This window comes from Kitasatospora sp. NPDC057940, from assembly GCF_042887425.1.
GTDB lineage: Bacteria > Actinomycetota > Actinomycetes > Streptomycetales > Streptomycetaceae > Kitasatospora.
This window is the reverse complement of the sequence record NZ_JBHVPH010000022.1, coordinates 58,358-81,549: the sequence shown is the minus strand read 5'-3', so window position 1 is coordinate 81,549 and position 23,192 is coordinate 58,358. Positions and strand designations below refer to the sequence as shown.

Here is a 23,192-nt window from a genome sequence, read left to right as displayed (position 1 = left end):
TCCCTCCCGCATTTCCCTCCCGCATTTCCCTGCCGCGTTTCCCTGCCGCGTTTCCCCGGCCGCACACCGGCCCCGTCCCGAACGAACGCCCCCCGGGACAGGCCCGGGCGTCAGGGCCAGAGGTCCTGGTACCTCATCCCGGCCCGCTCGCAGGAGGTGCGCCCCTCCTCCAACTGGTCCACCAGCGGCCGTTGCGCCAGGATCTCCCGGGCCCGGGCGGCGGAGGCACTGGTCGCGTACCAGGGCTGCCCGGGGTGCTCCTCCAGCCCGGCGCGGATCAGCTGCAGCGCGCAGGTCCGCTGGGCGGCGGGGAGCCGGTCCAGGGCGGGGGCGGCGTCCGGCGAGAGGTCGCGGACGTTGCGCAGGTCGATCCGGGAGGTCCGCTCGAAGCGGGCCACGTTCTGCTCGGCGATGATCGCGTCCGGGCCCATCAGCCCGTACACCGCCGCCGTGAGCATGCCGCTGAGGACGACGACGCGGGGCAGCCAGCCCGCCGAGCGGGTCAACCCGGCGGTGATCAGCAGCAGCAGGACGACGCCGAGCCAGCCCTCGACCACCAGCACCCAGAGCCGCAGCCTGGTCAGCCCGGAGGCGTCGACGTAGAACCACATCCGGCCGAGCGCCGAGGCGACCACGACCAGGGCGAGCACGCAGAGCGCACCGAGCAGGATCCGCGCCACCCGGCGGTCGGCGGGCGTGCTGCGCGGGGCCCAGCGCTTGGCGACCGCCACCACGACCAGGGTGAGCGCGGTGATCACGCTCAGCTGCCAGAAGCCCTGCCGGGCGTACTCGGAGCGGCTCATCCCGGTGTTGCGCAGGACGGCGTCGGCGCCACCGAGCACCACCAGGGCCTGGATCACCGCGAAGGCCCCGAACATCAGGTTGAGCGCGACCAGCGGCAGCGCCCACTCCAGCCGGCGGCGGGCGCGGCCCGGCCGGACGACCGTACGGTCCCAGCGGCGGGGCCCGGCCGCGATGTGGGCGAAGCCCAGAGCGGTGGACGCCCCCAGCACGAACAGCACCGCGCGCAGCGGGAGCCCGCCGAGGTCGAGGCTGGGGCTGAGGCTGCCCAGCAGGTCCGCCATGGCGGCGTCCGCACCGGCGAACAGCAGGCCGAAGACGGTCAGCAGGACGGCGGCGACCACGAGCGCCTTGAGCACCGGGACGATCCGGCCCCGGTGGGGCAGGCTCCGGCCGCGCAGCCCGTCCCTCAGCCAGAGCGCGCCGGGCGGCAGCTGCCAGAGGACGGCCGGCAGGGGGAGCAGGACGCCCGCCCAGCGGCGGCCGCCGTGCAGCGCGAGCGAGGCCAGGCCGAGCGCGCACCCGATGGACAGCGTCACCGGCCAGCCCGCCTCCCAGAGCGCCGGGACGGCGAGCAGGGCGACGGCGAGCAGGCTCCACACCACCGTCCAGGGCCGGATCCGGCGGCCCGCCGACCGGGCGGCGAGACCGGCCGCGGCAGCGGTGGCCCCGGCGCAGATCAGCAGGTTGACGCCCACGCCGTCGAACAGCAGCCAGGCCGTCAGCAGGCCGGTGAGCAGGGCCAGGAGGAGGACCCGGGGCGTGGCGGCCGCCCTGCGCTCGGGGGCGCTGGGGCGCAGCCACCCGTGGTGCGGCGGCGCGGACACGCCGGACCCCCAAGGGGGGCTGGGCGGGGTCGCGGGTGCGGGCTCGGGTGGCAGGTCGGCCGGGGCGGGCGTGGAAGGGCCGGACATGAGTCCCCCTCGGTGGTCGGCGGGCATGCGGAAGCCGCCCTTGGGGCAGTCCGCCGTCGGGCGCGCTCGGCGCCGCGGCTGCAGCCGACTGTAGACCATTCTGAACAGGTTCAAAAATCAGTTCTGAACAAGTTCAGAAATCTCGGCCCGCCTTCCCGCCACCGCTCCCGCGGCCCCCTCGCGGCCCTCCCACAAGCCCTCCCACAGCCCTCCTGCGGGCCCCTCCACCACCCCGCCGCTACCCCTTCACCGACCCCGCCAGCAGGCCCCGGACGAAGTACCGCTGCAAGCTGAAGAAGACGATCAGCGGGACGATGATCGACAGGAACGCCCCGGCCGTCAGCAGCTCCCACCGCCCGCCGAAGGACCCGGACAGCTGCGCCAGCCGGACCGTCATCGGCGCCACCTCCGGCGTGCCGCCCGCGAAGGTCAGCGCGACCAGCAGGTCGTTCCAGACCCACAGGAACTGGAAGATCGCGAACGAGGCCAGCGCCGGGGTGCACAGCGGCAGCACGATCGAACGGAAGATCTTGAAGTGCGAGGCCCCGTCCACCACCGCCGCCTCCATCAGGTCCCGCGGCAGCTGGGCGATGAAGTTGTGCAGCAGGAACACCGCCAGCGGCAGCGCGAACATGGTGTGCGCCAGCCACACCGGCGCGTAGCTGCCCTTCAGGTCCACCGCCGGGATCAACGCCAGCGAACCCAGGTGCGCGCCGCCGGAGAAGAGCCGCAGCAGCGGGATCAGCGCCATCTGGATCGGCACCACCTGGAGCGCGAACACCCCGAAGAACACCGTGTCGCTCCCCCGGAACCGCACCCAGGCCAGCCCGTACGCCGCCATCGCCGCCAGCACCAGCGGGAACAGGGTGGCCGGGACGCTGATCGCCAGCGAGTTCACCAGGAACGGCATCAGCCCGGTGGAGACGCCGGAGCCGCCCTCGAACAGCACCGTGTGGTAGTTGCCCAGGCCCAGGTCCGGGTGGAGGAAGGCGTTCCACCAGCCGTTCGCCGTCACGTCCTGCTTGGGGCGCAGCGAGGTCACCAGCAGGCCCACCGTCGGGATCGTCCACAGGACGGTCACCGCGATCACGAAGACCGAGGCCAGCGGGCTACTGAAGGCCTTCCGGACCGGGCTGCCGTGCGGCGCGCTCATCGCGCGGGCCGGCCTGTCGTACGGTGCGCTCATCGGACCCCACGCTCCTTCCGCAGCTGGACGATGTTGTAGGCCACCAACGGCAGCACGGCGAGGAAGAGGATCACCGCGAGGGCGCTGCCCCGCCCGGTGTCGAACTGCACGAAGGACTGCGAGTACATCTCGTTGGCCAGCACCTGGGTGCCGAAGTTTCCGCCGGTCATGGTGCGGACGATGTCGAAGGCCTTCAGCGTGATGATCATGATGGTGGTCAGCACCACCACCACCGTGGTGCGGATCATCGGCACCGTGACGTACCAGAACAACCGCACCCCCTGCGCGCCGTCCAGCCGGGCCGCCTCGGTCACCTCGTCGGGGATCGCCTTGATCGCCGCCGACAGCACCACCAGCGCGAAGCCCGTCTGCACCCAGACCATCACCGCCATCAGCAGGAAGGTGTTCAGCGGCTGCGAGAGCATCCAGTTCGGCGGGTCGTCCCAGCCCACCGCGATGGCGAGTTGGCTCAGCAGGCCGATCTGCGACTGGCCCGGTCCGCGCGACTCGTAGACGAACTTGAAGATGATCGAGGCGCCGACCAGCGAGATCGCCATCGGCATGAAGATCAGCGACTTGTACACCGCCTGGCCGCGCATCCGGTCCACCAGCAGCGCCAGCACCAGGCCCAGGCCGGTCGCCGCCAACGGCGCGACCACCAGCCAGAGCAGCGTGTTGACCAGCACCTTCTGCACCGAGTCGGTGGTGAACGCCCAGCCGAAGTTCTCGCCGCCGACGAACCCGCTGCCGTCGGCGTTCTGCAGGCTCAGATAGACCGTGCGGATCAGCGGCACGACCAGGCCCACCAGCAGCAGCACCGCGGCCGGGCCGAGGAACACCACCACCGACAGCGGGCGGGAGAGCCGGCCCCGGGCCCGGCCCGCCGCGAAGAAGACCAGCAGCAGGATGCCGAGGAAGCCCGCGACGGCGCCGAGGCTGTTGCCGAACTTGACCGCCGCGTCACCCCAGGAGCCGGTGGCGAGCGCGGTGACCGGTGAAGGCGTTCCGGGTACGGACATGACGGTGCGTCCCTCCTGTTCTGGTGGGAAGGGGCGGGCGGTGCGGGTGGGTGGCCCCGCACCGCCCTCGACAGGTGGTCCTGAACGGCGCCCGGCCGGGCCCGGCACGAGTCCGGCTCGGCGCCCTCTGCGGGCGTACGCCTACCGCGGCCGGGCGCCCGCTACAGCCAGGCGCCCGCTGCGGGCGTACGCCTACTGCGGCCAGGCGGCGTCGATGTCGGCGGCGGTCTTCTGGATCGACTGCCCCTCGGCGAACCAGGCGGTCAGCGACTTCCACTCCTGCCCGGACCCGATGGCGGCCGGCATCAGGTCGGAGCCGTCGAAGCGGAAGGTCGCCGCGGGGTCGGTCAGCGCGTCCGCCGACAGCCGGTCGATCGGGTCGGTGTACAGGCTCTTGTCCACGCCCTGGTTGGCCGAGACCCAGCCCGTCGCGGTCTTCACCCGGCTGCTCGCCCAGTCCGAGCTGGACAGGTAGTTCTGCACCGCCTGCACCTCGGGCCGGCCGGAGAAGGCGGCCAGGAACTCGCCGCCGCCCTCGACCGGGTTGGGGATCGCCGGGTTCACCGCGGGCAGGTGGAAGGCGAACACGTCGCCGTCCGGGCCGACCTTGGTGCCCTTGGGCCACTGCGCCTCGTAGAACGACGCCTGCTGGAGCATGGCGCACTTGCCGGTGAGGACCGGCGCGCCCGCGTCCTGGAAGGTGGTGGTGGCGATCGACTTGACGTCGCCGTAACCGCCGTTGACCCAGGCCGGGTTCTGCATCCAGCCGGCGACGGTCTTCATCGCCGTGGTGATCTTCTCGTCGGAGAACTTCACCTGGTGGCCGACCCACTGGTCGTACACGTCACCGCCGTACGTGCCGAGCACCACCTCCTCCAGCCAGTCGGTGGCCGGCCAGCCGGTGGCCGTGCCCGAGGCGATGCCGCCGCACCAGGGCTTGGCGCCGCCGGACTTGGCGATCCGGTCGCTGAGCGCCATCAGGTCCGCCCAGGTCTTCGGCACCTCGTAGCCGCCCGCCTTGAAGGCCTTCGGCGAGTACCAGACCAGCGACTTCATGTTGGCGCTCATCGGCGCCGCGTAGAAGGTGCCGTTGACCGAGCCGTAGGTCTTCCAGATCGGACTCCACCGGTCCTCGTTGGTGACCGTCTGGGCGGGCGGCTTGACCACCTTGCCGCTCTTCACCATCTGCGCCAGCAGGCCCGGCTGCGGGATGATCGCGAAGTCCGGGGCGTTGCCGCCGGCCACCCGGACCGGCAGCTGGGACTCGAAGTCGTTCGAGCCCTCGTAACTGATCTTGATGCCGGTGCACTTGGCGAACTCGGCCCAGGACTTCTCCAGGTTGTCCGACTCCGGGCTGAGGATCGAGGCGAACATCGTCACCGTGGTGCCCGAATGCCCGGCGTACGGCTGGTACTTGGCGCAGTCGCCGGACAGCGACGGGACCGCCGCGTCACCCCCGCCGCCCGAACCGCCGGAGCTGTTGGAACAGGCCGCGGTCAGGGCCAGCGCCGCGAGCAGGGCGGGTACGACGGCCAAGCGGCGGCCGGAACCGCGGTGACCGGAACTCCTGGACGGCGCGGTCGGGTTGAGGGTCAATGCGGTCCTCCTCGCCAGGGCGTGCTGCCGACGGTGGGCTGAACGACATCGCGCTGTACCGGAGACGGGCGTGCAGAGATCGCGAGCGGGCGACGGACGAACCGATCCGATGACGTTAACGCAGCCGCCAGCCGCCGCCAAGGTCCACGTCGACCTTCATCCGCCGACACCCCGACCGCGACCTCCGCCCACCCTCCGCCCGGCAGCAAGTAGCTCAGGCGGCCCCGGTCACCCCCGGCCGGTCACCCCCGGCCGCTCGGCCGTCCGGCCGGCGCACCGCCGAACCCGCCGGTTCACGCCAGCACCCCCTCGACGGCCCGCCGGACGGCCTGCGGATCCAGCCCGTGATCGACGATCACCCGGGCGCCGAAGCCGTCCCCCTCCCGGAGGACCCCCAGCAGCAGGTGCCCGACCGCGATCTGACCGGACTTCAGCCGCAGCGATTCGCGCAGCGAGAGCTCCAGCGCCTTCTTCGCCCGGGCACTGAACGGACTCCGGCCCGCCCTCGAATCCAGCCTGAACCAGCCCCGCCGCTTCGGCTCCTCCTCGGCCGGCGCGTCCAGCGCGCCCTCGCCGAAGGCCGATTCGACCGCGGCCCGGACGGCCTCCAGGTCCACCCCGATCGAGGCCAGCGCCTGCGCGTCGTCCCCCGGCCCGAGCAGCCGGACCACGGCCCGCCGGGCGGCCTCGTGGTCCAGCCCCAGCCCGATCAGGACGCCGGCGGCCGGGTCGTCCGGCCGGGCCAGGATCGCCAGCAGCAGGTGCTCCGTCCCGATGTGGCCGTGCCGCAGCTCCCCGGCCTCCTGCTGGGCCCCGGCCACCACCTGCCGCGCCGGGTCGGTGAAACGCTCGAACATCGTTCAGCCTCCGTCCTGGTCCTTGCCGGGCCCGCGCCGGGCGTACTTCTTGTGCACCGCCTGCCTGGTGACCCCGAGGCAAACCGCGATGTCCTGCCAGGACCAGCCCTGCGACCGGGCGTTGCCCACCTGTAGGCCTTCCAGGCGGTCCGCCAGGTCGCGCAGCGCGCGGACCGCCCGGAGCCCTACCGCGGGGTCACGGCTGCTCGCCGCGGCCGCGAGTTCTCCGCTCTCACTCATGCTGTCAACTGTGGTTGACAGTTGCGGCGATGTCAACCCTGGTTGACATCAGCGGTCGCCGAACCGCTCCGCCAGCACCTCCTCGAAGGTCCCCCGGCCCACCGCCCGCTCCGGTGTGAGGTTCCCGCCCGCCCGCAGCGCCCGCCCCGAGGCCCCCGGCACCCGCACCGGCAGCAGCACCCGCCGCCGACCCGACGCCCGCAGGTACGCCTCGGCCAGCTCCCGGTACGGCCGCACCCGCGGCCCGCCCACCTCCGGCGCGTACCCGGCCGGCCCCTCCCCCGCCAGCTCCGCCACCCGCGCGGCCACCTCCCGCACGTCCACCGGCTGGACCCGCGCCCCGCCCGGCACCGGGAACACCGGCAGCCGCGCCGACACGTCGAAGATCCTCAGCAACAGGTCGTGGAACTGCGTCGCCCGCAGCACCGTCCACCCCAGCCCCGACTCCCGCACCACCCGCTCACAGGCGAGCTTCGCCCGGTAGTACGGGATCGGCACCCGGTCGACCCCGACGATCGACACGTACAGCAGGTGCCGCACCCCCGCCCTCCCTGCCTCCGCCACCAGCGTCCGGACCGCGGCCACGTCCTTGCGCCCCACCGTGGTCGCGCAGTCCACCACCACCTCGACCCCCGCCACCGCCCCGGCGATCCCCTCCCCGGTCAGCAGGTCCCCGACCACCCACTCGACCCCCGCGCCCCCGCTCCGCACCCGTCGGCTCAACCCCCGCACCGCCACCCCGCGCGCGACCAGCAGCCGCACCACCTCCCGCCCCAGGACCCCCGTCGCCCCGGTCACCAGCACCGTCCCCATCACCACACCACTCCTCCCGCCGAACACCGTCACCCCTACCGACCGCCCACCGCCCCCATCCGTGACATCGACACCCGAGAAGTGCCCGGAACAACGAGAAGAGGCGGGGCGAGGACGTGAAGTCCTCGCCCCGCCTCAGCGGTGGCTCACCCGCGCGGGGTCAGTACCGGCGGTACTGGCGGAGAGTACCTATTCTCGGCGTGCGCTATTCCCCAGCATCAAGGGCTCGATCGGGGAAGGCATGCAGCCTCAGCTCAGCACCCAGCAGTCCGCGAGTCACCGCATCGGTGGTCCTCCGTAGCAAGGCCGGTGACTCCAGCCCGGGTCTACCTTCGCGGTCGAGCGCAGAGAGGTAGGCCGCCCGAAGGACCTCCTGCTGTTCTACGGTGCACCCGATCTCCAAGACACAGCGCCGAATCCGCGCCGGGTTCCACGGGCGAGATCAATCTCGCCACTACCTGCCGCTTGGTCGGACCCGACCACTGCTACCCGACCGAGCCCTGCTGTATCCGCTGGCGGGCCTTCTCGTAGAACTTGTTGGCCATTGGGGTGTCAGTGGACGTGATGCGTATGTAGTCGGTGCTCAGTTCCCGGGTTCTCGCTTCGAGAGCCGCCAAGTTGGAGGCTTCGGTCATGAGGCTGATCTCAGCGTCCGCCCGATGCTTGAGCGCGGTGTAGGCGCGAGCAGACGCGAGATGGTCAGCGGCCGCCTTCGGCGAGCCAAGGAAGGCCGCGGTGGCCGCGACGGCTCCGGCGACGGCACCGAGCCCACTGAAGAACGCTTCAGGACCAACCTTGACCGCGACCAGGAAGCCGGATATCGCGGTCACGCAGGCGGGGATGAACACCATCAGCCGCCCCCACTTCTCGGCGCTCTTGGCCGCTTCAAAGTAGCCCTGGGCGGTATAGAGGCAGTTGCTCTGGATGCGCTCTAGCTTCGACTTGATACTTTCGAACTGTGTGTCAGAAGTAGACATAGGGTCCAATCCGGGGTGGGCGTATGCGAGGCTCAACGGCAAGGAAGTTGCAGATCCATTCCATGCCGGGGACGGAGGCTTTGATTTCGTTGCGGTAGCGGGTAGTGAGGTAGCCGGCCTCATACAGTGCGACAAGTACGGCACGCCGGGCGGCAGCGCTGGTCTCTCCCTCGAAACGGTGGCGGAGCATCTGGGCCTCGGCAACGGATGCGTGCTGTCCGATGTAGCGAGCGGCGAACTCGCGGGCGTAGTCGACCCGGTTGCGGTCCCCGAGAACGGTCCATGCGGCTTCTTTAACTCGTTCATCCTTGCTGCCCATGGCAATGAAGTAACGCAGGACACGCTGTTCTATCAGGGGGTGAGAAGCGCTGTGGCTGGACTGCAGGAACCGGATCAGGGAGCTTTCAACCTCGGGGGTTCTGCTCTTGGCCCCGTCAAGATACTTGAACACGTTCGTGATGGCGTGCGGGAGACGGGTGAGATTCTCCAGGCACCAGCCCACGGCGCGATCATCTTTGATATTGCGGAGCTGGCCTAGGACGAAGCGAACCTGGTTGCCGTTGAAATCTCCCTCCTTGGCAATCTTCTCGAAGTAGGCCACGAGATCTTCCCGGGCCCGTGGGCGCCCATACCTGATGGCACGAGCCAGCGAGTCATGCCGGATGTCGGTTTCACGCTCCCGGGCGTCCTGAGGGTCGAGGATGACGGTCTTACTGGAGGAGACAGCGAGCCTCCTAGAGCGCAGTTGACTGTTCACGCCAAGAAAGAGATCACGCAGCTCGCTCCAGTCGGGGTGGAAGACCTTGATGTCATCGGAGTAGCGCAGGAAGCGGGCGCCGTTCTGGTTCAGATAGGAATCGACGGGGGCAAGGTAGAGATTGGCAAGTATGCCGGAAGCATCCGGTCCTTGGGGCAGGCCCCAAGCGTGGTTGATGGTCTGAAATCGGGTGAGGAAATCGATGATGTGGCCGGCAGGCCTGCGATCGCCACCGAGGGCCTCCAAATCGTCTCCGAGGATGGCCACATCGATGTGCTCGTAGAAGGCCGCGATGTCTAGGTAGGCGACTCTGAGTGAAGCGTCAGACCGGATCGCCCTCAGAGACTTTTGCCGATAGGACGTCCAGCTGGACCACCATCGGATGGGCTCGCCCTTGAAGTGGTTCCATCGATAGCTGGAGACGCTAGGGTGAAGCTGACGGTCGATCTGATCGGCGATGGTGAAGACAAGAGCATCGTAGATAAGTCGGTCTCGGGTGGAGAATCGGGCTAGCGGGCGAACGGTCAGATCGGTCTTAGGGAAGTCGATGATGCTGGTGCTGTCCGGGCCGCAGGCGCCGCTCTCGACGGCCCGTTCCAGCGTCTCGCGATAGCCCCGTTCCCACTGGTGCTGAACGTCCTGGTACCCGATGACGTCGGGCACCTCTGATTCGTCTTCTCCCGCTATCAGCAGGTCTTTAGCTTTGGTGAGCCTGTCGCGAAGGTCCACCGTTCCCCTTTGTCAGATGAAGGTCCCAGGCACGAGATGCTATCCGGGCGAGGCGTGAACTGGGCGACGGTCTGCTTCACTTGCGACCAGTCTCCCTCCAGCCCGCGACAACAGGGCGCGCCAATACAACCGCACCGACAGCAGTCCCAGTCACAGCGGTCACCAACACACAAACCAAAGACCAGCCGGCCAGCCAAGCATTTCTCAGGCAGGGGCCACAGAGACGACCGGCAGGTCGGCAGTGCCATCTAAGGAACAGGCAGCATGCACCGCCGAGTCAGCGCGGATTCCCAGATCCCGCCGTTCCTTAGCCACCGGAGTCAGCGCGCGGACGTCCGGAGGAGTGCTTAGCCGGCATCAGGGCCCTCTGAGCAGGGATGGTGGCGGGCAATGAATGTGCCACCTCAGCTTCTCGGGCCGCCTGCTGACCTGCGAGGGCAGTAGCATGAACATGGCGCCGGAAGCCAGGCCGCCAGTGTTCGCCGTGACGGGCTGGCTCAGTGATCAGCACGCCAAGTCTCAGCAGACGATGGAACGTGCCTTGATGAAGCTCCATGATCAACCGAAGGGGCTTCTCCGGGTGCGGATCGGAGCAGATCGTCATGACGCGTCGCGCGGCGTCCGCATAACGCTTGTGCAGAGACTGCTTGGTAACCCCGCAGATCTTCGCCATCTGCTGCCAGGTCGCACCTAGGTAGCTGGCCTCCGCCAGAAGGAGAGTGCGTTCCGCGGTCAATGCCTGCTCAATCGCAGACAGCCGCGCCAGTGCGTCCAAGACTTCATCGACCGGACGCCCCCGATCCCGGGGGACAAGCTCCCGCAGCCGCTGAACCGCCTCGCGCAGCACCCGAGTAGCTGGCCCCAACTCCAGTCCGTCACCGTAGGACTCGGTACAGCCGTCGAAGTACGACGGGCCACTCCAGCGGTCTCGATCCCCCATAACCGTCAACGCTAACTGACAACTCTGGTGGCCGGACAGAGGTGTTCCAGTCATCCGACCCTCTGCGGAGACTGGCCGCGCGGGGCCTCAGGGCCGCCCTCACCGGGTATGACACCGCAGCTCAAGGCGACGTTCTGACGCCAGACGATGCCCTGCCGTCCAAACCGAGACCACGCCAACTTCGTGATTGGGTTGTCAAATTCGGGCTGCTGCACGTAAGGCCCCTTGCGCGAACGGCAACCATGGGTGCTCTAGCCTCGTTCTCACCGAGGCAGACCGGCCGTCGACCAATATGCCGACGGCCCCCGTGCCAGCGGGAGCCGTCTCGCCCTTCGCCCGCGATGACTAGGGAAGGTACGCTTGGCCCTGACGATAACTCACAACTGGGTTGCTGGTAAAGAGCAATCCGTAAGCGCCTCCCCCACCAGGAGGCGCCGGTGACAGTCCCCATCAGCGTGTGGGCGCGGCTCGCACTCGCGATTCCGGTGACCATTGCGGTGCTGGTGGTCGGCGTCATGCTTTTCCTCGCGATGCTGATCCCCTCGACCTCCACCAGGACGTTTGCGCTAGACAGCAGCAAGCAACTGCTGGCTCTGGTCCGGGCGCTCGTGCCCAGTAGCAGGTAGCGCCATCCCGTCGCGAGGTGGGTCGCCGGCAGCGACCCACCTCCTGTCACTCGGCCGGCAGCCTCAGGAGGGGCCGTCGGCCGAATCTCATTGATCACCACAAGGTCAGGGGCAACCCCCACGCTTCCTGCGAACACCTGCAGGCCCAGTTAGGGGCGTTCCTGAGCCAACGAGCCATTGCAATCGGCCGTCCTTCGCAGCGAGACCAAGGCAGGCTGTCTCACGCCAGTCCTCTCGGTCAAGGAGCTCGATAGGCAGCGAGGACTCAGTTCACTGTCACGGGTTCAGCTCAGGAGCCCTCCGAGCTTCGAGGTAGGAGGACCAATCCCGTTTGACGTAGGAGACCCAGTCCACAGCGGTGTTGATGTGGATTCCGAGAACCTTGCTCAGGATCGACGCAGGTAGGTCTGCGGCCAGCGCCATCAGTGCAGAGTTGCGGGCAGAGCGGACATCGACGCCGTGCCTCAGCAGTTTTTGGGAGAGCTTGGCCCCACTCAGAGGCTGACCCATCAGTTTTCCCGGGAACAGCCAACTTTCTCGGCATCCCATCCCGCGTTCGACAACAGACGGTACGGCGACCCGCGTTTGCTGCTCCAACAGTTGGGCAAGGGCGGGAGGCATCACAACAGGGTCATCACCCAGCCGGATGTAGACCGAATCCTTGCGCGGCAAAATGTCCTCGTGGGTAAGCCGCACGACCCTGGTAGCAGGCATCCCGTAGAGCAGGATCAGCGCACCAGCCACCCGTACATCCAGTGGTAGGGCGGGATCGTTGATGCATCGGTGCAGCAGGGACAGGTGCTCGTCCTCATCAAGGAAGTTGGCGGGTTCGCCGTCTGGCTGCCAAGGCACCTGCAGGTCCCCGACGAGGTGGCAACGACGAGCCCACCGAAGGAAATCACGCAGCCGCCGCCGTGTGGTGGCCCCTGAAGCCAGCCAGCGGTCCACATCGGCCTGAGCAGCACTCACCAGCGTGAGTTGCTCGGCCGCGATCCACTCCAGGAAGTCGAGCGTTACCGATACCTGCGCACGGGCATAGTTGATGCTAGATCTGCTATTCCCTCGCGTACGGGCTTGGTACCGCACCCGTCGGAGGACTACCCACTGAGCATACGGTTGCAGGACGGTTCGATGCCGGGCTGGAACCTTCATTAGAAAGTGCCTCAGCCAGACTTCCAAACCTGCCACGTACTCGTCCCGCTTCGGCAGGACTCCGACGTGAACCAACAAGTGTCGAAGATGGACTGCTGCTTGTCGGCCTGGGAACGTGTCGAGAAGTTCGTGGGTGATGGGGTAGCCCGCCGCGATCAGATCTCGAAGTAGCGCCGCCCCGCTGGTCTCCTTGCGCATCCACAGCAGCACAGATCGGGGCGTTGCGGCCGCAGTCAGCGCGACGATCAGAGGCGCCAGGGGCGAACCCTCCTCCGACGAACCGAACTGGTCGTTCAGCGTGACTTGCAGGACACACCGAGAGCATTCACCGTACCTGTAGATGTCACCTGCTTCACCACAGCTGGAGCAAGCGTAGATCAAGTCAACCCCGGCACATGGTCCGCAGATTCGCCGTCCTCGCTCATCGTTCCCAATCAGCGGGCGGCACTTCTGACACGCCGCACATTCGGCGGGGTTAGCGCAGACGTACTTGTAGCAACTCCCGCATACCGGTCCCATGGGCCAGCGCGCCGTAACTCTCCGCGAGCGTTCACATCGCACACAGATGACACCCGGGCGATCACGACACGTGCGGCAGACTGGTTCGCCCGCTTTGACGTGGAGGCAGGGCCGCTCGCGTCCACAGCGCCGGCAGGTCGCCACTGGCCCTGGGTCGCAGTTGGCGCACAGATCCGGCTGTGAATCTCGGGCACGGCTCTTGATACGGCGAACTTGACCGCAGGCACCACACTCCCGCCTAGGGTGCGTGTAACAGCTCGCACATACAGGGCCAGCGTCAGCCATTGCTTTGGTCGGCCGTACCTCACCGCAACGGATACAACGCCTCGCCGGACGGATGTAGCAATTGGAGCACTGTGGCTCCCCGTTCGGTCCGCGTGTTGCAATAAGGCGGAGCTGGCCGCATACAACACAGACTTCGTGTCGAACGGGGTCAGCGCGATAGCAGTCCCGGCAGACCGCACCCTCGGCTTCTTGAGTAGCAACTGGTGCTGTCTTACGACATCTACAGCAGGGGCGAGCTGATCTCCAAGCTGCACACGTCTGGCAGATGCGGGCACCGCGTGAATCGGTGCGTGGCAGGGAGCGACGCTTCCCGCAGCCTCCACAGGATGGCACCGTCACCTGCGTACATCCAGCAGCCTCCAACCCTTCGAGGAGCCGGAACATGGCTGCGGGCAGAGCTGGACTACCACTCGTCAAGGCATCCGGATGGCTCTCCATGTGCTCACACAACCAATAGAGCGCCTTCTGTGGCGCGGCTCGGTCGACGATGTCCTGAAGGTCTGCCCTAGGCATCGAAGGCAACTGCGGCGCTAGAAGATCAACGATCCCTGCGAGCCGCTGGGGACGCTTCACGTGAGGTCCGGCCAGCGGATCGTGGCTCGTCGGATCTGTGGGGGCGTTCCCGCATTGACTGCTGATCCAGTGGCGGTCTTGCGAACAGCCTGCTCAACTACGGACACTTCGATCAACTCCTGGACCCCACAGTCCAGGATGTCGCACAACGCGGCAAGGGTGTCCATCGACATTCGCTGCGGGGGTTGCGTGACCAGGCGATAGACCTGCTCTCGGGACAGGTGAACCCCGCGGTCGGCAAGCAGCGGCACCAACTCACTGGTCTGGAACATCCCACGCGTAGCCATCACTTGGCGCAGGTGCCAGTGATACCCCATTTTCTTGATCACTGCTGCGGCTCCCATAGATCTGCGTGTCGCTGACGCAGTGACTGTTGCACCAGCCGATTGCGGTACTCGTCCGACACTCCTGTGTAGAGGGCAGTCGTCGAGGCATAGGAGTGACCCACCTGGTCCTGGACGAACTTCTCTGGGTAGCCGAACTCGACCAGGTGCGTCACGTAGGAGTGCCGAAGACAGTGCAGATCCAGCTCTTCCGGCAGTCCGGCAGCGTTACGAGCTTCCTCGAAGGCTTCGTTGATAGCACGCCAGGACAGGCGGCCGAGGCGTTCGGTCACCCACAGCGCAGGATGGCTCCCAGCCCCAAAGAGCGGTCGGACCTCCGATACCCACTGCTGAATCACCGGAACGATCCAGTCCATCTCTGGCACGGTCAGCACCGTTCTGCGCTTGGGCTGCCCGCCACGTGATGACTTGCCGAATCGAACGAACAGGGCCCCGCAGTTCCCGTAGTCGGCAGCCCGCGGGTTCCTCCGCAGATCCACGACATCCAGCCCCCACGCCTCCCTGCGTCGGAGCCCGAATGCATAGACCGTCTTCAGCAGAACTGCGTCACGGAAGGCAGCTGAAGCGCCCTTCCGGCGACGCGCTCTGATCTCCTCGACCATTCCGTCAGCCGCGTCGAGCAGCGACTGCACCTCGTCATACGTCAGCGGCCTGCGGCCTGGTCGCCCTTCGTACTCCGATGTGTGGGCCACGGTGTTCCACTCGTGCAGGATCTGGGCCGGCGCCTCTCCGAACCGTTCGTGGCAGACCGCTGGCCACGAATAGCGCGCATCCGTCACGTAGTCCATGAACAGCCGCAGTGCGTTCTGGTAACCCCGCGCCGTCGAGACCATCACCGGACGACGCCCCGATCGAAGGTGTGTAATGAACTCCTCGGCCTCTGCAGCCTGCCACTGCCAGGGGTACTGGTTGGTGAAGTCGGCGAACCGGCGCACCAGATCGATCCTCGCCCTGATCGTGTCCGCCTTGAGAAACCGCGCCCGCTGCTGCGTGGTCCATCCCTCAAGCATCGCTTCGAAGACTGCGGGAGCGGGGTCAAGGAACCTGACGCCGTCCACGAGCATCAATCGCGCCGATCCGGCGAGTTCAGCCGCTTTGGTCACGTTGTATCCAACGCAACATCGTTGAATCGGTTACGGAACCACGACGCACTGCGTGCGTCGCCAAGCATGGGCAAGCCGCCCTGGGCCGAAGCCCAGGGCGGCGAGGTGCTACTTCTTCTTGCCCTTACCGGACGGCGCCTGCGAGAGGGCGCTGCCCGCAGCGGCCTTCTCGGCCTTCGTCGCCTTGGGGTCCGACAGGACCCTGCCAGCGGCCGAGGCCGCCTTCTTCCCGGTCTGCTTCGGGTTCGTTGCCATACGATTCACCTCCCTCCGAGCTGTTTTGCGCTGCAGCTCGGAACGTGGTGTGATGCAGGTTCTGACGCGAGCAGGACACCACGTCCTGACTGCACCGAGCGCCCGGCCCTACACGTGGGCCGGGCGTTCGTCTTTCCAGTAGCTCTCACCACCGGAAGATCTTCGGAACTGTGCTGTACGGCGCCAGGTTGCTGGCGAGAACGGACGACCTCCGAGGACGCCCTGAGGGAGGGGCGCAGGTCAGGAGCCTGCGCCCCTCCCTCAGTACTCGTTTATCAGGTCAGAACTGCCGAGTGTTGCACTCGATGCAATTCCGCCCAGTTTCAGCTGCAGCCGCTGGTGGAGCCGCAGCCCTCGCAGAGGTAGCAGCTGCCGGCGCGGCGCATCTTGGTGCCGCAGGAGAAGCAGAGCGGGGCGTCGGCGTTGAGGCCGAGCTGGATCTCGATCAGCTCCGTGGAGTTGTGGGCCTGCGCCGGGGAGGCCTTGGGGGCCTTGGGCGCCTCGACGGCGGGGGCCGGGGTGGCGACCACCGGGGCGGACTGGGCGAGCGACTCGGTGTCGAGCTCCTCGGCCTCCAGCGGCTCGTAGGAGCCCGTGTCCAGGTGGCGCTGGCGCTCCTCGACGGAGTGGATTCCGAGCGCCGAGCGGGTCTCGAACGGCAGGAAGTCGAGCGCCAGGCGGCGGAAGATGTAGTCGACGATCGACTGCGCCATCCGCACGTCCGGGTCGTCGGTCAGACCGGCCGGCTCGAAGCGCATGTTGGTGAACTTCGAGACGTAGGTCTCCAGCGGCACGCCGTACTGCAGGCCGACCGAGACGGCGATGGAGAAGGCGTCCATCATGCCCGCGAGGGTCGAGCCCTGCTTGGACATCTTGAGGAAGACCTCGCCGAGGCCGTCGTCCGGGTAGGAGTTGGCGGTCATGTAGCCCTCGGCGCCACCGACCGTGAAGGAGGTGGTGATGCCCGGACGGCCCTTGGGCAGGCGCTTGCGGACCGGGCGGTACTCGACGACCTTCTCGACCGCGGCGGCCGGGGCGGCCACCTCAAGCTTGGGCTCGGAGTCCTTCTTCTTCGCCGAAAGCGGCTGGCCGACCTTGCAGTTGTCGCGGTAGATGGCGAGCGCCTTGACGCCCATCTTCCACGCCTCGAAGTAGATCTCCTCGATCTCCTCGACGGTGGCGGACTCGGGCATGTTCACGGTCTTGGAGATCGCGCCGGAGATCCAGGGCTGGATCGCGGCCATCATCCGGACGTGGCCCATGGCCGAGATGACCCGCTCGCCCATCGCGCAGTCGAAGACCTCGTAGTGCTCGGCCTTGAGGCCCGGGGCGTCCACCACGTTGCCGTGCTCGGCGATGTGGGCGACGACCGCCTCGATCTGCTCGTCCTGGTAGCCGAGGCGCTTGAGGGCGCGCGGGACGGTGCCGTTGACGATCTGCATCGAGCCGCCGCCGACGAGCTTCTTGAACTTGACGAGCGCCAGGTCCGGCTCGACGCCGGTGGTGTCGCAGTCCATCATCAGGCCGATGGTGCCGGTGGGGGCGAGCACCGAGGCCTGGGCGTTGCGGAAACCGTTCTGCGCGCCGATCCGCAGGACGTCCTGCCAGGTGTCGTTGGCCACGGCCCAGACCGGGGCGTCCAGGTCGTCGCGCGAGACGGCGGCGAGCGAGGCGTCCGCGTGCTGCTTCATGACCAGCTGGTGCGGGGCGGCGTTGCGGGCGTAGCCGTCGTACGGGCCGACGACGCCGGCGAGTTCGGCGCCGCGGCGGTAGGCGGTGCCGGTCATCAGCGAGGTGATGGCGCCGGCCAGGGCGCGGCCGCCCTCGCTGTCGTAGGCGTGGCCGGTGGCCATCAGCAGGGCGCCGAGGTTGGCGTAGCCGATGCCGAGCTGGCGGTAGGCGCGGGTGGTCTCGCCGATCTTCTCGGTGGGGAAGTCGGCGAAGCAGATGGAGATGTCCATCGCGGTGATGACCAGCTCGACGACCTTGGCGAAGGTCTCCGCGTCGAAGGAGTCGTCGTCGCGCAGGAACTTCATCAGGTTCAGCGAGGCGAGGTTGCAGCTGGAGTTGTCCAGGTGCATGTACTCGGAGCAGGGGTTGGACGCGTTGATGCGGCCGGACTCCGGGCAGGTGTGCCAGTGGTTGATGGTGGAGTCGTACTGGATCCCGGGGTCGGCGCAGGCCCAGGCGGCCTCGGCCATCTTGCGGAACAGCTTCTTGGCGTCGACGGTCTCGATGACCTCGCCGGTCATCCGGGCGCGCAGGCCGAATTCGGTGCCGTTCTCGACGGCGGTCATGAATTCGTCGGAGACGCGGACGGAGTTGTTGGCGTTCTGGTACTGGACGGAGGTGATGTCGTCGCCGCCGAGGTCCATGTCGAAGCCGGCGTCGCGCAGGGCGCGGATCTTCTCCTCCTCCTTCACCTTGGTCTCGATGAAGGCCTCGACGTCGGGGTGGTCGACGTCGAGCACGACCATCTTCGCCGCGCGGCGGGTGGCGCCACCGGACTTGATGGTGCCGGCGGAGGCGTCGGCGCCGCGCATGAAGGAGACCGGGCCGGAGGCGTTGCCGCCGGAGGACAGCAGTTCCTTCGAGGAGCGGATGCGGGAGAGGTTGAGGCCGGCGCCGGAGCCGCCCTTGAAGATCATGCCCTCTTCCTTGTACCAGTCGAGGATCGACTCCATGGAGTCGTCGACGGACAGGATGAAGCAGGCGCTGACCTGCTGGGGCTGCTTGGTGCCGACGTTGAACCAGACCGGCGAGTTGAAGCTGAACACCTGGTGGAGGAGGGCGTGCGTCAGCTCGTGCTCGAAGATCTCGGCGTCGTCCTTGGTGGCGAAGTAGCCGTGTTTCTCGCCGGCGGCGCGGTAGGTGAGCACCACGCGGTCGATGATCTGCTTGAGGCTCCACTCGCGCTGGGGAGTGCCGACGGCGCCGCGGAAGTACTTGGACGTGACGATGTTGACGGCGTTGACCGACCAGAAGTCGGGGAACTCGACGCCGCGCTGCTCGAAGTTGATGGACCCGTCGCGCCAGTTGGTCATGACGACGTCGCGGCGCTCCCAGCGGACCTCGTCGTACGGGTGCACGCCAGGAGTGGTGTAGATGCGCCCGATCGGCAGACCGCCCTTGGGGGCCTTGCCGCCGCCCTTGGCCGTGGTCTTGTCGGACTTCGACCCGCGTGCGGAACCGCTCGTGGTGTCTGTCACTTCTTCCTCCTCCTGGGCAAACGCCCGAAGTGCCCTGAAAAGTCCGGGCACCGCTGGTTCGTTCTTCCGGTGTGCGGGCAGGCTGAGACCTCGCCTGCTTGCGCACGGTTTGTTGTGTTCTGTGCCCTTTTTTCGGGCAGGCGTGGGCCCCGTGGGACCCGTGGTGCAGCAAGGCCCGCCAGGGGGCCGGGTGCCGGCGCCTCCTAGGGCGCGGCGGCGGCGACGGGCACGCAGGCGCCGTCCGCCTCGGGGACGGGCCGTTCCGCGCGGAGTTCCGCGATGGCGGCCTCGAAGTCTTCCAGTCCGTCGTAGGCCTGGTACACGCTGGCGAAGCGTAGGAAGGCGACCACGTCGAGTTCCTTGAGCGGGCCGAGTATGGCCAGCCCGACGTCGTGGGTGGTCAGCTCGGCGTTGCCGGTGGCGCGCACGCACTCCTCGACCCGCTGGCCGAGCTGGGCGAGGGCGTCCTCGGTGACCGGGCGGCCCTGACAGGCCTTGCGGACGCCGGTGATGACCTTCTCCCGGGAGAAGGGCTCGGTGACCCCGCTGCGCTTGATGACCATCAGTGCGGCCGTCTCCACGGTGGTGAAGCGGCGGCCGCAGTCCGGGCACTGCCGACGACGGCGGATCGAGCTGCCGTCCTCATTGGTCCGGCTGTCGACAACACGGCTGTCGGAGTGCCGGCAGAAGGGGCAGTGCACCTGAGGATCCCTCCCTGGCAGGACGTGCGGACCTGTTGAGTCTATGCGATGCGACCCCGGCCTCGGCAAGCTGATCATGCGCCGTAACCACTAGTACTGGGCACGGAGAGGACTGTAGCCACTAGATGTAGGTCTCCGGGGGAAGCGACACCCCTGGCGTGTCGGCACCGATTAGACTGCCGAGGTCGAGATCCGCTCGAACATTTACTCGATGCACAAGCTCGATGTACAGCAAAGCCTTGATCGAGTCAGCCAACTCTCGAATAATTCACTCGAACGTGTGTTTGGCGCAACCTTTCGATAGGAGGGGCGTTGGGCTGGAAAAGGGGAGAGGACAGCCGTCGAGAGGGGCCGCCGTGAACACCATCGAAAGCAACACCATCCCGGTGCAGGAACACTCCCAGTTCAAGGTGGGGCAGCGCACCACGAATCAGCAGAGCGTGGACATCAGCATGGACCGTAGCGAAGACCAGCGCCTCTCCGGCCCGGCCCTTTCCAGTACGGGCCGCGTTCCCGACCAGCCGATCGAACACTCCCCCGCGCTCGACGACGCCCACCAGGCGCCCACCCGCGCGCTGCCCGGCCGCCCCCCCGGCATCCGCACCGACGAGGCCGGTCTCACCGAGCGCCAGCGCCGCGTGATCGAGGTCATCCGGGATTCCGTCCAGCGCCGCGGCTACCCGCCGTCCATGCGCGAGATCGGCCAGGCCGTCGGCCTGTCCAGCACCTCCTCGGTCGCCCACCAGCTGATGGCCCTGGAGCGCAAGGGCTTCCTGCGCCGCGACCCGCACCGCCCGCGCGCCTACGAGGTCCGCGGCGTCGAGGTGGCCCGCCCGAACACCGCCGAGACGGCCGGCCGGCCGTCCACCTCGTACGTGCCGCTGGTCGGCCGGATCGCCGCCGGCGGCCCGATCCTGGCCGAGCAGACGGTCGAGGACGTCTTCCCGCTGCCCCGCCAGCTGGTCGGCGAGGGCGAGCTGTTCGCGCTCACCGTGCGCGGCGACTCGATGATCGAGGCGGCCATCTGCGACGGCGACTGGGTCACCGTGCGCCGGCAGCCGGTCGCCGAGAACGGCGACATCGTGGCCGCGATGATCGACGGCGAGGCCACGGTCAAGCGGCTCAAGCGCGAGGACGGCCGGATCTGGCTGATGCCGCACAACCCGGCGTACGAGCCGATCAACGGCGACAACGCCACCATCCTGGGCAAGGTCGTCGCGGTCCTGCGCCGCCTCTGACGCCTCGCGCGCACCCGGCGGGAAGGGGCTCCACCGCGCGGTCGCGGGGAGCCCCTCCGGCGTCTCCGGGGGCTTCCGGGCCCCGCCTCGGCCCCGGGGGCGGGGCGGGGCGGGCCGGACGGAACCCCGGGGCGCCGCTCAGCCCGGATCCCCGGGGCACCACCCAGCCCCGGATCACCGCACCGCTCAGCCCCGCTTCACCACCGGCTTGACCGGCGGCGCCGAGGCGTCGATCGCCGCCAGCGAGCGGCGCACCTGGTTGCGGTCCGTGGTGTACCAGAACTCCGGCATCGAGGAGCGGAAGAAGCTCCCGTACCGCTTGGTCTCCACCCGCGGGTCGAGCACCGCGACCACGCCCCGGTCGTCGGCCGCGCGCACCAGCCGGCCGGCGCCCTGCGCCATCAGCAGCGCCGCGTGCGTCGCCGCGACGGCCATGAAGCCGTTCCCGCCGCGCTGTTCGACGTCCTTCTGGCGGGCGCTCATCAGCGGGTCGTCCGGCCGGGGGAACGGGATGCGGTCCATCACGACCAGCTGGCAGGCCGAGCCGGGCACGTCCACGCCCTGCCAGAGCGAGAGCGTGCCGAACAGACAGGTGGACGCGTCCGAGGCGAACTCCCGGATCAACTCGCCCAGGGTGTCCTCCCCCTGGAGCAGGATCCGGTTGTCCAGCCGCTCCCGCAGCGCCTCGGCGGCCGTCTGGGCGCCGCGCATCGAGGAGAACAGGCCCAGCGTGCGCCCGCCGGCCGCGCCGATCAGCTCGGCCAACTCGTCCAGCATGTCCGGCCGTTCGGGATCGCGGCCGGGGTCTGCGAGGTGCCGGGCGACGTACAGGATGCCCTGCTTGGGGTACTTGAACGGCGAGCCGACGTCGATGCCGCGCCAGTGCGGCACCGCGTCCTCGCCGAGCCCGGAACCGGAACCGGAACCGGAACCGGAACCGGCCGAAGGATTGTCCCCGGGGGTGCGCTGGTCCGGCAGCCGGGAGTCCGAGGGCAGGCCGACGGAGGCGGCGACGCCGTTGAAGTCCCCGCCGAGCTTGAGGGTGGCCGAGGTGAGCACCACCGAGCGCTCCTTGTAGAGGCCCTCGCGCAGCAGCCCGGAGACGCTGAGCGGCGCGACCCGCAGCGAGCCGGTGCCCATGCCGAAGCGGTCGCTGCGCTCGATCCAGACCACGTCGTACTCGGAGTCCTCCAGCAGCCGCTCGGCGGTCTCGTGCAGCGACTCGGCGGAGGCCATCGCCTGCTTGCGGACGGCGTCCTCGTCGCTGAGCCCCTTGTCACGGGTCTCGCCGAGCGAGCTGATCACCTGGCGGGCCGCGTCCCGGATCGAGGTGACCGCGTACGCCAGGTACTCGGGCAGTTCCTCGACCCGGCCGGGCTGGGCGGTCTCCATCAGGCCGTGGTAGTTCTCGGCGGCGGCCTGCAAGGCGTCCACGGCCTTCTCGTTGGCGAGCCGGGCGGCGCGCTTGACCGCCCGGTTGACCGCGCCGACGGTCAGCTCGGCGGTGGCCGCGCCGGTGACCCGGTTGACCAGCTCGTGCGCCTCGTCGACGATCAGCAGCCCGTGCTCGGGCAGCACCGGCGCGCCCTCGATCGCGTCGATCGCGAGCATCGCGTGGTTGGTGACCACGACGTCGGCGAGCTTGGCCCGCTCCCGGGCCTTCTCGGCGAAGCACTCCTGCCCGTACGCGCAGCGGGTGGCGCCCAGGCACTCCTTGGAGGTGACCGCCAGCTGGGCCCAGGCCTTGTCGGAGACGCCGGGGCTGAGGTCGTCCCGGTCCCCGGTGTCGGTCTCGTCGGCCCACTCGCGCAGCCGCAGCACGTCCTGCCCGAGCTTGCTGGCGGGCCCGCCGAGCGCCTCGGCCGCGTCGAACAGGCCCTCGCCCTCGTCGCTCGGGGTGCCCTCGTTGGCCCGGTGCAGGCACAGGTAGTTGGAGCGGCCCTTGAGCATCGCGAACAGCGGGCGGCGGCGCAGCACCGGGTGCAGCGCCTCGACCGTGCGCGGCAAGTCCCGTTCGACGAGCTGGCGTTGCAGCGCCAGGGTGGCGGTGGCGACCACCACGCGGTCCCCGTGGGCGAGCGCGGGCACCAGGTAGGCGAGGGACTTCCCGGTGCCGGTGCCGGCCTGGACGAGCAGGTGCTCGGCGTTGTCGACGGCGTCGGCGACGGCCTCGGCCATCCGGACCTGACCGGGGCGCTCGACGCCGCCGACGGCCGCCACCGCGGCGTGCAGCAGGTCGGGGATGCGGGAGCGCGGAACGGCGACGGCTTCCTCGACGTCGGCGGCGGCGCCGCCGTCCTCGCCAGGGAGCTCGGTCTCGCCGGGGAGCTGGGTTTCGGAGTCGTTCGTCATGACCCT

General features: G+C 68.5%; 18 protein-coding genes. 2 read left to right on the top strand and 16 right to left on the bottom strand.

The genetic code is table 11. The features are described 5' to 3' along the window. Positions 1-110 precede the first annotated feature (110 nt). The 9 genes from ACFVTF_RS27950 to ACFVTF_RS27910 all read right to left on the bottom strand — a co-directional run bounded on the left by ACFVTF_RS27950 (position 111) and on the right by ACFVTF_RS27910 (position 9,889). Positions 111-1,715: a DUF4153 domain-containing protein gene (locus ACFVTF_RS27950; protein ID WP_387817182.1), complete on the bottom strand. Its 1,605-nt coding sequence runs from the start codon at positions 1,713-1,715 to the stop codon at positions 111-113. Between the two features lie 238 nt (positions 1,716-1,953). Beyond that, positions 1,954-2,901 carry a carbohydrate ABC transporter permease gene (locus ACFVTF_RS27945; RefSeq protein WP_387817181.1) on the bottom strand — a complete coding sequence of 316 codons (948 nt, stop codon included), beginning with the start codon at positions 2,899-2,901 and terminating at the stop codon, positions 1,954-1,956. After that, positions 2,898-3,920, bottom strand: a complete 1,023-nt coding sequence (locus ACFVTF_RS27940; protein WP_363623218.1) for a sugar ABC transporter permease — start codon at positions 3,918-3,920, stop codon at positions 2,898-2,900. The genes ACFVTF_RS27945 and ACFVTF_RS27940 overlap by 4 nt, the downstream gene beginning before the upstream one ends. Before the next feature lie 192 nt (positions 3,921-4,112). After that, entirely contained in the window at positions 4,113-5,516 is a 1,404-nt protein-coding gene (locus tag ACFVTF_RS27935; RefSeq protein WP_363623216.1) for an ABC transporter substrate-binding protein, read from the bottom strand. A gap of 293 nt (positions 5,517-5,809) precedes the next feature. Next, a complete protein-coding gene (locus ACFVTF_RS27930; protein ID WP_371519007.1) occupies positions 5,810-6,373 on the bottom strand; it encodes a Clp protease N-terminal domain-containing protein in 564 nt (187 codons plus the stop codon). Between the two features lie 3 nt (positions 6,374-6,376). Further along, entirely contained in the window at positions 6,377-6,613 is a 237-nt protein-coding gene (locus ACFVTF_RS27925; RefSeq protein WP_350880139.1) for an RNA polymerase subunit sigma-70, read from the bottom strand. Between the two features lie 48 nt (positions 6,614-6,661). Further along, positions 6,662-7,426, bottom strand: a complete 765-nt coding sequence (locus ACFVTF_RS27920) for an SDR family oxidoreductase (RefSeq protein WP_387817180.1) — start codon at positions 7,424-7,426, stop codon at positions 6,662-6,664. 485 nt (positions 7,427-7,911) lie between these two features. After that, a complete protein-coding gene (locus ACFVTF_RS27915) occupies positions 7,912-8,403 on the bottom strand; it encodes an SLATT domain-containing protein (RefSeq protein ID WP_387817179.1) in 492 nt (163 codons plus the stop codon). Further along, on the bottom strand, positions 8,390-9,889 hold the full coding sequence (locus ACFVTF_RS27910; RefSeq protein ID WP_387817178.1) for an RNA-directed DNA polymerase: 1,500 nt from the start codon (positions 9,887-9,889) through the stop codon (positions 8,390-8,392). Before ACFVTF_RS27910 ends, ACFVTF_RS27915 begins: the two co-directional genes overlap by 14 nt. Before the next feature lie 1,377 nt (positions 9,890-11,266). Between ACFVTF_RS27910 and ACFVTF_RS27905 the strand changes: the two genes are divergently transcribed. After that, complete coding sequence (locus tag ACFVTF_RS27905) at positions 11,267-11,455, top strand: hypothetical protein (protein WP_387736132.1); 189 nt, start codon at positions 11,267-11,269, stop codon at positions 11,453-11,455. 276 nt (positions 11,456-11,731) lie between these two features. Here ACFVTF_RS27905 and ACFVTF_RS27900 read toward each other — a convergent pair whose 3' ends face one another. The 6 genes from ACFVTF_RS27900 to nrdR form a co-directional block, all read right to left on the bottom strand. Beyond that, positions 11,732-12,805: a hypothetical protein gene (locus tag ACFVTF_RS27900; protein WP_387817177.1), complete on the bottom strand. Its 1,074-nt coding sequence runs from the start codon at positions 12,803-12,805 to the stop codon at positions 11,732-11,734. Between the two features lie 1,175 nt (positions 12,806-13,980). Then, entirely contained in the window at positions 13,981-14,313 is a 333-nt protein-coding gene (locus ACFVTF_RS27895) for a helix-turn-helix domain-containing protein (protein ID WP_387817176.1), read from the bottom strand. Next, positions 14,310-15,392 carry a tyrosine-type recombinase/integrase gene (locus ACFVTF_RS27890; protein ID WP_387817206.1) on the bottom strand — a complete coding sequence of 361 codons (1,083 nt, stop codon included), beginning with the start codon at positions 15,390-15,392 and terminating at the stop codon, positions 14,310-14,312. Before ACFVTF_RS27890 ends, ACFVTF_RS27895 begins: the two co-directional genes overlap by 4 nt. Before the next feature lie 147 nt (positions 15,393-15,539). Next, on the bottom strand, positions 15,540-15,686 hold the full coding sequence (locus ACFVTF_RS27885) for a hypothetical protein (protein ID WP_387817175.1): 147 nt from the start codon (positions 15,684-15,686) through the stop codon (positions 15,540-15,542). Positions 15,687-16,009: 323 nt separating this feature from the next. Next, the gene (locus tag ACFVTF_RS27880; RefSeq protein WP_387817174.1) at positions 16,010-18,895 is read right to left on the bottom strand and encodes a vitamin B12-dependent ribonucleotide reductase; all 2,886 of its coding nucleotides are present in this window, start codon (positions 18,893-18,895) and stop codon (positions 16,010-16,012) included. A gap of 203 nt (positions 18,896-19,098) precedes the next feature. Beyond that, on the bottom strand, positions 19,099-19,596 hold the full coding sequence (nrdR, locus tag ACFVTF_RS27875) for a transcriptional regulator NrdR (RefSeq protein WP_371519000.1): 498 nt from the start codon (positions 19,594-19,596) through the stop codon (positions 19,099-19,101). A 452-nt stretch (positions 19,597-20,048) separates the two neighbouring features. Between nrdR and lexA the strand changes: the two genes are divergently transcribed. After that, positions 20,049-20,834, top strand: a complete 786-nt coding sequence (lexA, locus tag ACFVTF_RS27870; protein WP_371522837.1) for a transcriptional repressor LexA — start codon at positions 20,049-20,051, stop codon at positions 20,832-20,834. 186 nt (positions 20,835-21,020) lie between these two features. Here the strand turns inward: lexA and ACFVTF_RS27865 are convergent, their stop codons facing one another. Further along, positions 21,021-23,186, bottom strand: coding sequence for an ATP-dependent DNA helicase (locus ACFVTF_RS27865; protein ID WP_387817173.1), 2,166 nt, complete (start codon positions 23,184-23,186; stop codon positions 21,021-21,023). Positions 23,187-23,192: the final 6 nt, after the last annotated feature.

What these genes read in the sequence shown, in the direction of transcription:
- ACFVTF_RS27950 (WP_387817182.1), bottom strand. Translation starts at nt 1,715, where the DNA reads ATGTCCGGCCCTTCCACGCCCGCCCCGGCCGACCTGCCACCCGAGCCC.
- ACFVTF_RS27945 (WP_387817181.1), bottom strand. Translation starts at nt 2,901, where the DNA reads ATGAGCGCACCGTACGACAGGCCGGCCCGCGCGATGAGCGCGCCGCAC.
- ACFVTF_RS27940 (WP_363623218.1), bottom strand. Translation starts at nt 3,920, where the DNA reads ATGTCCGTACCCGGAACGCCTTCACCGGTCACCGCGCTCGCCACCGGC.
- ACFVTF_RS27930 (WP_371519007.1), bottom strand. Translation starts at nt 6,373, where the DNA reads ATGTTCGAGCGTTTCACCGACCCGGCGCGGCAGGTGGTGGCCGGGGCC.
- ACFVTF_RS27925 (WP_350880139.1), bottom strand. Translation starts at nt 6,613, where the DNA reads ATGAGTGAGAGCGGAGAACTCGCGGCCGCGGCGAGCAGCCGTGACCCC.
- ACFVTF_RS27920 (WP_387817180.1), bottom strand. Translation starts at nt 7,426, where the DNA reads ATGGGGACGGTGCTGGTGACCGGGGCGACGGGGGTCCTGGGGCGGGAG.
- ACFVTF_RS27915 (WP_387817179.1), bottom strand. Translation starts at nt 8,403, where the DNA reads ATGTCTACTTCTGACACACAGTTCGAAAGTATCAAGTCGAAGCTAGAG.
- ACFVTF_RS27900 (WP_387817177.1), bottom strand. Translation starts at nt 12,805, where the DNA reads ATGCGCAAGGAGACCAGCGGGGCGGCGCTACTTCGAGATCTGATCGCG.
- ACFVTF_RS27890 (WP_387817206.1), bottom strand. Translation starts at nt 15,392, where the DNA reads ATGCTCGTGGACGGCGTCAGGTTCCTTGACCCCGCTCCCGCAGTCTTC.
- ACFVTF_RS27885 (WP_387817175.1), bottom strand. Translation starts at nt 15,686, where the DNA reads ATGGCAACGAACCCGAAGCAGACCGGGAAGAAGGCGGCCTCGGCCGCT.
- lexA (WP_371522837.1), top strand. Translation starts at nt 20,049, where the DNA reads ATGGACCGTAGCGAAGACCAGCGCCTCTCCGGCCCGGCCCTTTCCAGT.
- ACFVTF_RS27865 (WP_387817173.1), bottom strand. Translation starts at nt 23,186, where the DNA reads ATGACGAACGACTCCGAAACCCAGCTCCCCGGCGAGACCGAGCTCCCT.